Genomic DNA, 7,823 nt, shown 5'->3' on the forward strand with positions numbered 1-7,823 from the left:
GGGTTTCATGTGAACAAGTGGTGGATTCCAGCTATTACAGCTCTGGCTTTGCTCAATGGTTGCGCCAGCGTGGAGCGCGGTTCGATTCCTGTGGTGGATTCAAGCACAGCCGTCTCCAATAACGATCGAATTTCGGCCAATGGCGGCTTCCGTCAGACCGTCACCAAGCGCCCTGTGCAGGCAACCCAGGCGGTGCCGCAGGATTCGGGCGTAGTGGTCATGGTGCCGGGTGGCGGTGCGGCGACATCCGCGCCAATTAGTGCCGAGCCTTGGAGGCCTGGGCCAGGCACTTCGGGGCCTATCGACTCCACGCCGATTCAAACCGCGCCGATCAATCAGGGTACTTACAACATGCCCTCGACCCCGAGCGGTATCCCGTCGTCCAGCGCTGGTGGCCTGTCGGCTGATGAGCAACTGGATGGTCCAGTACTGGCCTTGCTCACCACCGCCCAGCAACAGCAGGCCGGTGGTGATTTGAACGGCGCCTCGTCGAGCCTTGAGCGCGCCCAGCGTGTGGCACCGCGTGAACCGCAGGTGCTGTACCGTCTGGCTCAGGTGCGGATGGCCCAGGGCGATGCGCCACAAGCCGAGCAGTTTGCTCGTCGTGGGCTCACGCTGGCCAATGGGCGTCCCGATCTGCAGGCCAGTTTGTGGGCCCTGATCGGTGATGCGCGGGCGGCACAGGGCGATGCTGCGGGTGCTGCCCAGGCCCGACAGAAAGCCAAGGTCAGCCTCTGATGGACGCGCGTTTTCTAGCGATTGCTGAACAGCTGTTGCTGATCGAACGCGAATTGCGCGTGCAAGACTGGTGGGACGAAGTGTCTCCCAGCGCCGAGGCGCTCGCCAGTGTCGAGCCGTTCGCGGTGGATACCCTGGATTTCAACCAATGGCTGCAATGGATTTTCCTCGTGCGCATGAAGCAGATTCTCGAGCAGGATCTGCCGTTGCCCAATGCGTCGGGGATTCTGGAAATGGCCAACATGGTCTATGCCGATCAGCCACAAAAGAGCCTTGGGTTGCGAAATGCGCTGAAAAAGTTCGACCAACTGATTGCCGACGCTCGTTAATTGCCTGACTGCCGGGTTTTTCGGCAGTCTTGCGCATATTTCTACCGCTTGACGACATTCAGGCGAGTTTTATCCCTCCTCAGAGCCCTTTCTTCTACGTTCTCATGCGCTTAGTTGGAAAAAAGCGCAATTATTGCTTGACTTGAAGGGCCTGAAACAGAAGAATCCAAAGTCCGCTGTATCGGGACTGCCAGAAGCAGGCCCGCTCAGCAGATCATGAGGCGCATATCCGCGCCGACCTGTAACACCCGCAACGCGTTACCTCGCGCTGGGTGGGAAAAGCCCGCAACACTTGGGACGATCCCAATACTTGCTCAGTCAGTGCTGACGTAGTCGGCGACCACCGTCGCTCATGCTCTGTTGAGAAGTAAACCTATTAAGACCCGTCGGTTTTCAACGGACGGTATTCTGGCGTTTTAGAGGTGAACAACGTGGAGCTTTTATCTGGTGGTGAGATGCTCGTCCGCTTTTTGCGTGACGAAGGCGTCGACTATATCTACGGGTACCCAGGTGGTGCTCTGCTGCATGTTTACGACGCACTGTTCAAGGAACCGGCTGTTACTCACATCCTGGTTCGTCACGAACAGGCTGCAACCCATATGGCTGACGGTTACGCCCGTGCCACCGGTAAAGCCGGTGTGGTACTGGTAACGTCCGGCCCAGGCGCAACGAATGCCATCACCGGCATCGCGACTGCGTATATGGACTCCATCCCGATGGTGATCATCTCCGGCCAGGTGCCCAGCACTATGGTGGGTACCGATGCATTCCAGGAAACCGACATGATCGGTATCTCCCGGCCGATCGTGAAACACAGCTTCATGATCAAGCATCCATCGGAAATCCCGGAAGTCATGAAAAAGGCCTTCTACCTTGCCCAGTCCGGTCGCCCGGGCCCTGTGGTGGTCGATGTGCCGAAAGACATGACCAACCCGGCTGAAAAATTCGAATACATCTTCCCGAAGAAAGCCAAGCTGCGTTCCTACAGCCCGGCCGTTCGTGGGCACTCGGGGCAAATCCGCAAGGCGGCAGAAATGCTCCTGGCGGCCAAGCGCCCTGTGTTGTACTCGGGGGGGGGCGTGATTCTGGGTGGCGGTTCCGCACCGCTGACCGAACTGGCCAAGATGCTCAACCTGCCAGTGACCAACACCCTGATGGGCCTTGGTGCATTCCCGGGCTCTGACCGTCAGTTCGTCGGCATGCTCGGCATGCATGGCAGCTACACCGCCAACTTGGCGATGCACCACGCTGATGTGATCCTGGCTGTGGGCGCACGCTTCGATGACCGGGTGATCAACGGTGCGAGCAAGTTCTGCCCGAACGCCAAGATCATCCACATCGACATCGATCCGGCGTCCATCTCCAAGACCATCAAGGCCGACGTGCCGATTGTAGGTCCTGTGGAAAGCGTATTGACCGAGATGGTTGCTGCGCTGAAGGACATCGGCGAGACGCCGAACAAGGAGTCCGTTGCCAGTTGGTGGAAGCAGATCGACGAATGGCGCGGTGATCGCGGCCTGTTCCCTTACGACAAGGGCGACGGCAGCATCATCAAGCCACAAACCGTGATCGAGACCCTGTGCGAAGTGACCAAGGGCGACGCCTTTGTGACCTCTGACGTGGGCCAGCACCAGATGTTCGCCGCGCAGTACTACAAGTTCGACAAGCCTAACCGCTGGATCAACTCCGGTGGCCTGGGCACGATGGGCTTTGGTTTCCCGGCGGCCATGGGCGTGAAACTGAGCTTCCCGGACGCCGATGTCGCGTGCGTCACGGGTGAAGGCAGTATCCAGATGAATATCCAGGAGCTGTCGACATGCCTGCAGTACGGCCTTCCGGTGAAGATCGTCTGCCTGAACAACGGTGTGCTGGGCATGGTTCGCCAATGGCAGGACATGAGCTACAACAGCCGTCACTCCCATTCCTACATGGAATCGCTGCCAGATTTCGTCAAGTTGGTTGAAGCCTATGGCCACGTTGGCATTCGCATCACCGATCTGAAAGATCTGAAGCCGAAGATGGAAGAGGCGTTCGCCATGAAGGACCGCCTGGTGTTCATCGATATTCAGGTGGATACCAGCGAGCACGTCTACCCGATGCAGATCAAAGACGGCTCTATGCGCGACATGTGGCTGAACAAGACGGAGCGTACTTAATCATGCGGCACATTATCTCCCTGCTTCTGGAGAACGAACCCGGCGCTCTGTCTCGTGTTGTCGGCCTGTTTTCGCAACGCAACTACAACATCGAAAGCCTGACCGTGGCCCCGACCGAAGACCCGACCCTGTCGCGGCTGACGTTGACCACCGTAGGCCACGATGAGGTGATCGAGCAGATCACCAAGAACCTCAACAAGCTGATCGAAGTGGTCAAGCTGGTCGACCTGTCGGAAAGTGCCCACATCGAGCGCGAGCTGATGCTGGTCAAGGTCAAGGCCACGGGTGCTCAACGTGCCGAGATCAAACGGACTACCGACATTTATCGCGGGCAGATCGTCGATGTGAGTGCCAGCGTTTATACCGTTCAATTGACCGGTACAAGCGACAAGCTGGACAGCTTCATCCAGTCGATCGGGACGGCCTCGATTCTGGAAACCGTACGCAGTGGCGTCACCGGGATTGCCCGTGGCGACAAAGTACTCAGCATCTAACCCAATTAGCGAATGGCCTTACGGCCTGGATATATAGAGGAACCTCATGAAAGTTTATTACGATAAAGATTGTGACCTGTCGATCATCCAGGGCAAGAAAGTCGCCATCATCGGCTACGGCTCCCAGGGTCACGCACAAGCTTGCAACCTGAAAGATTCTGGCGTTGATGTAACCGTTGGTCTGCGTAAAGGCTCGGCTACCGTTGCCAAGGCTGAAGCTCACGGCCTGAAAGTCACCGACGTGGCTTCCGCTGTTGCGGCTGCAGACCTGGTCATGATCCTGACCCCGGACGAATTCCAGTCCCAACTGTACAAAACCGAAATCGAGCCGAACATCAAGAAAGGCGCCACCCTGGCCTTCTCCCACGGCTTCGCGATCCACTACAACCAGGTTGTGCCGCGTGCTGACCTCGACGTGATCATGATCGCGCCGAAGGCTCCGGGCCACACCGTGCGTTCCGAGTTCGTCAAGGGTGGCGGTATCCCTGACCTGATCGCGATCTACCAGGACGCATCGGGCAACGCCAAGAACGTGGCACTGTCCTACGCTGCTGGCGTCGGTGGCGGTCGTACCGGCATCATCGAAACCACCTTCAAGGACGAGACTGAAACCGACCTGTTCGGCGAGCAAGCCGTTCTGTGCGGCGGTACCGTTGAGCTGGTAAAAGCCGGTTTCGAAACCCTGGTTGAAGCGGGCTACGCGCCGGAAATGGCCTACTTCGAGTGCCTGCACGAACTGAAGTTGATCGTTGACCTCATGTACGAAGGCGGTATCGCCAACATGAACTACTCGATCTCCAACAACGCCGAGTACGGCGAGTACGTGACCGGCCCGGAAGTGATCAACGCCGAGTCCCGTCAGGCTATGCGCAACGCCCTGAAACGTATTCAGGACGGCGAATACGCCAAAATGTTCATCAGCGAAGGCGCTACCGGCTACCCTTCGATGACCGCCAAGCGTCGTAACAACGCCGCTCACGGTATCGAAATCATCGGCGAGCAACTGCGCTCCATGATGCCGTGGATCGGTGCCAACAAGATCGTCGACAAAGCCAAGAACTAAGTCGTACGTATCAAGGGAAAACGCGGCTTAGGCCGCGTTTTTTCGTTTGGGGGCGGGTTCTGGTATAAAGCTGCATCGTTTGCGGGCGAACAGTCGCCGCAAGTATTTGTCGAATTCTTTTCACACCGTTGCAAGGTAAAGTCCATGAGCGAACGTCCCGAAGAGCCAGGTCAGGCTCCTGACGCCGATAGCCTGCTGCCGATCGATGAGCATGTCGAGGAAGGGCACGATGCGGAAGGTCGCAAGGTCCGGCATCGTGGCATCTATCTTCTGCCCAACCTGTTCACCACGGCGAACCTGTTTGCCGGGTTCTACTCCATCATCAACTCCATGAGCGCCCAAAGTGCGCTGGCAGCGGGTGATGCGGTGAGTGCCAGCAAATACTTCGGTTTTGCTGCCATCGCCATTTTTGTCGCCATGGTGCTCGACGGTCTCGATGGCCGTGTGGCGCGGATGACCAATACCCAGAGTGCTTTTGGCGCCGAATACGATTCGCTGTCGGACATGGTTGCCTTTGGTGTTGCGCCTGCATTGCTGGCGTTTGCCTGGGCGCTTGGGGATATGGGCAAGGTGGGCTGGATGGTTGCATTCATCTATGTGGCGGGCGCGGCGTTGCGACTGGCTCGCTTCAATACCCAGGTGGGTACTGCCGACAAGCGTTACTTCATCGGTTTGGCAAGTCCTGCGGCAGCGGGTGTGGTGGCGGGTATCGTCTGGGCGTTCAGTGACTACGGAATCCAGGGCTCCAAGATGTCCTTCCTGGTAGCCTTGATGGTTGCGGCGGCCGGCATGCTGATGGTCAGCAACATCAAGTACAACAGCTTCAAGGAACTGGATCTCAAGGGGCGCGTGCCGTTTGTGGCGATCCTTGCAGTCGTGCTGGTGTTTGCCGTGGTTTTCAGTGATCCGCCCCGCATTCTGTTGTTGGCATTCCTGATTTATGCTGCGTCCGGCCCGGTGCAGTATCTGTTGCATCTTCGTCGCGACAAAACGTTGCCTTAATGTAATTTCCCCCATACTCCGCAGTCTATTGGTGCATCTGTCCTCCAATGCTGCGGAGTTGCCATGTTAATCAAAGTCCCTAGAGTGTCCGATAGTCACGAATCGGAGGTTACCCCCGAATCTTTCTATCTTTCTCGTCGCAGTGTGCTGGGTGGTGCGCTTGCCGGTCTCGCCGCCGGCAGTTTGCCGCGTTGGGCCAGTGCGAATGATGCTTCGCGCTATGCGGATGTCGAGCCAGGGAGGGCGCCTGGCTGGTTTGCCGATAAGCTGTCGGGCGCCAAATGGCAGGCGGTGACAGTAAAGGATGAGGCCGTCACTCCTTTCAAGGATGCGACCCACTACAACAACTTCTATGAGTTCGGTACAGGCAAGGGCGATCCAGCGACCAATGCGGGATCGCTCAAGACCGAGCCGTGGAGTGTTGTGATTGACGGCGAAGTCGCGAAGCCAGGCCGATATGCCCTGGAAGACTTCATGAAGCCCTATCAGTTGGAAGAACGCATCTACCGTCTGCGCTGTGTCGAGGCGTGGTCAATGGTTATTCCATGGATCGGTTTTCCGATCTTGGCGTTGCTCAAGCAGGTTGAGCCAACCTCAAAGGCCAAATACATTCGTTTTGAAACGCTCCAGGATCCCAAGAGCATGCCGGGGCAGAGGTCGAGTTTTGGCTTGATCGATTGGCCTTATGTAGAAGGCTTGCGATTGGATGAAGCGATGAATCCTTTGGCGATTCTGGCTGTGGGGATGTACGGGCGCGAACTGCCTAACCAGAATGGCGCGCCGCTGCGTTTGGTCGTGCCATGGAAGTATGGCTTCAAGAGTGTGAAGTCCATTGTCCGCATCAGTCTTGTGAGCGAACAGCCGAAAACCACTTGGCAGAGTATTGCTGCGGACGAGTATGGCTTTTATGCGAATGTGAACCCTGCGGTAGACCATCCGCGCTGGACTCAAGCCCGGGAACGCCGTCTGCCGAGTGGGTTGTTCAGTCCCAATGTGCGCGAGACGCAAATGTTCAACGGCTACTCGGATGAGGTGGCGTCTCTTTATACCGGCCTCGATCTGCGGAAGAACTACTGATGCGTTATCCGGTCTGGCGCATAGGCGTCTTTATAGCTGCGGCGATATGGCCACTGTTCTGGCTCTATGAAGCATGGAGTTCTGTTCTGGGGCCGGATCCGGGCAAGGTGCTGGTCGATCGGCTGGGGCTCGGCACGTTGATTCTGTTACTGATTACTCTCGCAATGACGCCGCTGCAGAGGCTAAGCGGGTGGGCGGGCTGGATCGCTGTGCGTCGGCAACTTGGGTTGTGGTGTTTTGCCTATGTTGTGCTGCACCTGGCTGCTTACTGTGTCTTTGTGCTTGGTTTGGATTGGTCGCAATTGGGTGTGGAATTGCGTAAGCGGCCTTACATCATTGTGGGTACCTTGGGATTTCTATCATTGCTGATACTGGCGGTGACTTCGAATCGTTACAGCCAGCGTCGACTGGGCAACCGCTGGAAGAAATTACACCGTTTGGTGTATGTCGTTCTGGGGCTTGGTTTATTGCATATGTTGTGGATCGTACGGGCTGATCTGAAGGAGTGGGCTATCTATGCATCCATAGGTGCGTTGCTTCTGGTGCTTCGGGTCCCACCGGTCATGCGGCGGATCCCCCGCGTTATTGCGAAAAAACCACTTTCTGCAACAAAAGCGTAATCAGGTGTTGACGTCGAATTTTATCTGTCTATAATTCGCCCCACTTCCGGCGCAGTCGAAACGTAAAACTCCTTGAGTTTCAATGAGTTAAGTAGGTTTCGAAAGCGAGTCGCTTCAGGTCATCGAAGCCTGGAAGGAGTTGGTAGAGCAGTGCTGTTTGGCTCTATTGACGTTTCGATCCTCTCGGTCGAAAGCGGAGAAAAAGAGGTGTTGACAGCAGCGTGTAACGCTGTAGAATTCGCCTCCCGCTAACGAGAGATCGGAAGCGCAAGTGGTTGAAGTTGTTGAAGAAATCTTCGAAAACTTCTGAAAATAATCACTTGACAGCAAATGAGGCTGCTGTA

At 56.6% G+C, this 7,823-nt stretch carries 8 protein-coding genes; all 8 read left to right on the forward strand.

Annotation, left to right across the window (positions count from 1 at the left end; all coding sequences use genetic code 11):
* Nucleotides 1–9 precede the first annotated feature (9 nt).
* The 8 genes from ACW9IN_RS10470 (at nucleotide 10) to msrQ (ending at nucleotide 7,479) form a co-directional block, all read left to right on the forward strand.
* Nucleotides 10–738, forward strand: a complete 729-nt coding sequence (locus ACW9IN_RS10470; protein WP_457365791.1) for a tetratricopeptide repeat protein — start codon at nucleotides 10–12, stop codon at nucleotides 736–738.
* On the forward strand, nucleotides 738–1,067 hold the full coding sequence (locus ACW9IN_RS10475; protein ID WP_457365792.1) for a YqcC family protein: 330 nt from the start codon (nucleotides 738–740) through the stop codon (nucleotides 1,065–1,067). The genes ACW9IN_RS10470 and ACW9IN_RS10475 overlap by 1 nt, the downstream gene beginning before the upstream one ends.
* Nucleotides 1,068–1,498: 431 nt before the next feature.
* The gene (locus tag ACW9IN_RS10480; RefSeq protein ID WP_457365793.1) at nucleotides 1,499–3,223 is read left to right on the forward strand and encodes an acetolactate synthase 3 large subunit; all 1,725 of its coding nucleotides are present in this window, start codon (nucleotides 1,499–1,501) and stop codon (nucleotides 3,221–3,223) included.
* 2 nt (nucleotides 3,224–3,225) lie between these two features.
* The gene (ilvN, locus tag ACW9IN_RS10485; RefSeq protein WP_003176102.1) at nucleotides 3,226–3,717 is read left to right on the forward strand and encodes an acetolactate synthase small subunit; all 492 of its coding nucleotides are present in this window, start codon (nucleotides 3,226–3,228) and stop codon (nucleotides 3,715–3,717) included.
* A gap of 46 nt (nucleotides 3,718–3,763) precedes the next feature.
* Nucleotides 3,764–4,780, forward strand: coding sequence for a ketol-acid reductoisomerase (ilvC, locus tag ACW9IN_RS10490; RefSeq protein ID WP_457365794.1), 1,017 nt, complete (start codon nucleotides 3,764–3,766; stop codon nucleotides 4,778–4,780).
* 144 nt (nucleotides 4,781–4,924) lie between these two features.
* Nucleotides 4,925–5,782 (forward strand): CDP-diacylglycerol--serine O-phosphatidyltransferase, encoded by an 858-nt coding sequence (gene pssA / locus ACW9IN_RS10495; RefSeq protein ID WP_457365795.1) that lies wholly within the window; start codon nucleotides 4,925–4,927, stop codon nucleotides 5,780–5,782.
* A gap of 63 nt (nucleotides 5,783–5,845) precedes the next feature.
* Complete coding sequence (gene msrP / locus ACW9IN_RS10500; RefSeq protein WP_457365796.1) at nucleotides 5,846–6,859, forward strand: protein-methionine-sulfoxide reductase catalytic subunit MsrP; 1,014 nt, start codon at nucleotides 5,846–5,848, stop codon at nucleotides 6,857–6,859.
* Nucleotides 6,859–7,479 carry a protein-methionine-sulfoxide reductase heme-binding subunit MsrQ gene (msrQ, locus tag ACW9IN_RS10505; RefSeq protein WP_457365797.1) on the forward strand — a complete coding sequence of 207 codons (621 nt, stop codon included), beginning with the start codon at nucleotides 6,859–6,861 and terminating at the stop codon, nucleotides 7,477–7,479. Before msrP ends, msrQ begins: the two co-directional genes overlap by 1 nt.
* Nucleotides 7,480–7,823: the final 344 nt, after the last annotated feature.

The organism is Pseudomonas sp. SDO5271_S396, assembly GCF_054071795.1.